1 protein-coding gene is annotated in these 2,640 nt (G+C 72.0%); it reads left to right on the forward strand.

The genetic code is table 11. The features are described from left to right. Positions 1-294 precede the first annotated feature (294 nt). Positions 295-2,469, forward strand: a complete 2,175-nt coding sequence (locus ACFV8H_RS16340; RefSeq protein ID WP_380400242.1) for an NEW3 domain-containing protein — start codon at positions 295-297, stop codon at positions 2,467-2,469. Positions 2,470-2,640 lie beyond the last annotated feature (171 nt).

Genomic DNA, 2,640 nt, shown 5'->3' on the forward strand with positions numbered 1-2,640 from the left:
TTATTTTGTTTATAAGAGACTGGCGCTGGACCCTCCCCTCGCGGTTGGCCGCGAACCCCCCCCGCCCACTATGTGGCGGGGCCCCGTGCTATTCCGTCGCACGGGGCCCGGCCACTTCGCCGTCCGTCCACCCGTCACTCTGCACGCCCCTGCTCCGAACCCCCTCAGATCTGCGCGATCCTGATTGTTCCTGCCGTGCTCTTGTCAGAACTGAGCAGAGCCCCGTACAACTGATCCCGCCGAGGCAACGCCGTTCACCATGCCCTGACCCCGAAGATCCCGTGAGGTCGAAGCGTGTCAACTCCCTTCCCCCGGTGGCTCCGTGCCGCCGTCGCCTGCTGTACGACGCTCGCCGCAGCGTCCACCGGAACGCTGCTGGCCCTCCCCGCGGCCGCTGCCGCACCCGCCCCGCCGGGCGCCGCCGCCCAGTACCCCGACTACGCCCCCACCCCGCCCATGGGCTGGAACGACTGGTCCTACTACCAGTGCGGGATCGACGAGAAGACGATCCTCGACAACGCCCACGCCCTGGTCACCACCGGGCTGGCGAAGAAGGGCTACGACACCGTCACCATCGACGACTGCTGGATGTCCCGACAACGCGACGCCAAGGGCGCCCTGGTCGCCGACCCTGCCCTCTTCCCGGACGGAATGGCCTACGTCGGACGCCAACTCCACCAGCTCGGGCTCAAGTTCGGCATCTACGAGGACGCCGGGACCAGCACCTGCGGCGGCTACCCCGGCTCCCTCGACCACTGGCAGCAGGACGCCGACCTGTTCGCGTCCTGGGAGGTCGACTACGTCAAGCTCGACGGCTGCAACGTCCCCACCAAGCCCGGCGAGACCGAGGAACAGAGCTACCGCGACACCTACACCGCGATGAGCACGGCCCTGCTCAACACCCACCGCCCGATCGTCTTCTCGATCTCCGCCCCCGCCTACTTCCAGGGCGCGGCGAACTGGAACTCGGTGATCCGCTGGTCCGCCCAACTCGGCAACCTGTGGCGGGAGGGCGCCGACATCGCGCTCGGCCAGGCCCCCGGCCGCGAGAAGTGGGCCTCGATCAAGGACAACTACGGCTACAACGTCGGCCTGCCCGCGCTGCAACGACCGGGGCGCTGGAACGACCCCGACTTCCTGCTCGCCGGAGACTCCGGCCTCAGCCAGGACGAGATCCAGAGCCAGACCTCGCTGTGGGCGATGATGGCCGCGCCGCTGATCTCCAGCACCGACCTCACCCACCTCTCCCCCGCCGCGCTGGCCGTGCTCGGCAACGAGGACGTCATCGCCGTCGACCAGGACCGGCTCGGCGTCCAGGGCAAGGTCGTCCAGCACGACACCGGCTACGACGTGCTCAGCAAGCCGCTGGCCGGCGGGGACCGCGCGGTCGCCCTGTTCAACTCCTCCGACACCGCGCAGACCATCACCACCACCGCCGCCCGGGCCGGCCTGCCCTCCGCCACCGGCTACGCCCTCCACGACCTGGTGACCAAGCAGGTCACCGGCACGACCGGCGTGATCTCCGCGGACGTGCCGCCGCACGCCACCGTGCTCTACCGGGTCCACCCCGGCGCCACCCGCGGCGCGGCCCCCGCGACCGCCCTCACCTGGCAGGACGTCAGCACGGCGGAGGCCCCCGGGACGTACCGGATCACCCTGGCCGACCACGGCGCCGTCCCGCTGAACGACACCCGGCTGCGGGTCACCGCCCCCGCCGGCTGGACCGTCACCCCCGCGACCGCCGCGCTGCCCCGCGTCGAACCGGGCGGAACGGCATCGGCCACCGTGACGGTGCACGGCCCGCAGGGCACCCCCGGGACGACGGTCACCGCCATCACCGCCACCGCGAGCTACCGGGCCCGGCCGACGGCCGTCGACACGGTCAGCGGCGACCGGACGATCGTGCAGACCGTGCCCTACCCCTCGCTGGCGGCCGCGTTCGACAACGTCGGCACCACCTCCGAGAGCGCCCCCGCACCCGGCAACTTCGACGGCAACGGCGACAGTTACTCGACCCAGGCCCTGGCCGCCGCCGGCGCCACCCCGGGCGCCACCATCAGCGCCAACGGCCTCGGCTTCACCTGGCCGTCCTCGGCCCCGGGCACCGCCGACAACGTGTCCGCCGCCGGCCAGCAGATCACCCTCACCGGCCAGGGCAAGGCGCTGGGCTTCCTCGGCGCCGAAGCCGGCTTCACCGCCGGCACGGTCACCGTCACCTACACCGACGGCACCACCAGCACCGGCCAACTCGGCTTCCCCAACTGGTGCTGCTCCCCCACCGACGCCTACGGCGCGAAGACCGCCTTCACCACCGACCACCGCAACACCCCCACCGGCCCGGCCAACTACGGCACCACCTACGGCGTCTTCACCAACACCGTCCCCCTGACACCCGGCCGGACGATCCGCTCCGTCACCCTCCCCGACGCCCCCGCGATCCACGTCTTCGCCCTGACCGTCCAACCCTGACCACCGAAACCGTCATCTACCGGCTCCGGCCGGCCCTGCGCGATCACGCCGCGCCGGTGTTCCTCGGCTTCGACTGCCGGGCCACCGAGGGGTGACCCCGGGCCGGGGGGGGGGGGGGGCCGGTGGCCGCAGCCCAGACCCCGCCCGCCGCCCGCGAGTGAGGGAGGCTCC

Source organism: Kitasatospora sp. NPDC059827 (assembly GCF_042731675.1).
Lineage (GTDB): Bacteria > Actinomycetota > Actinomycetes > Streptomycetales > Streptomycetaceae > Kitasatospora.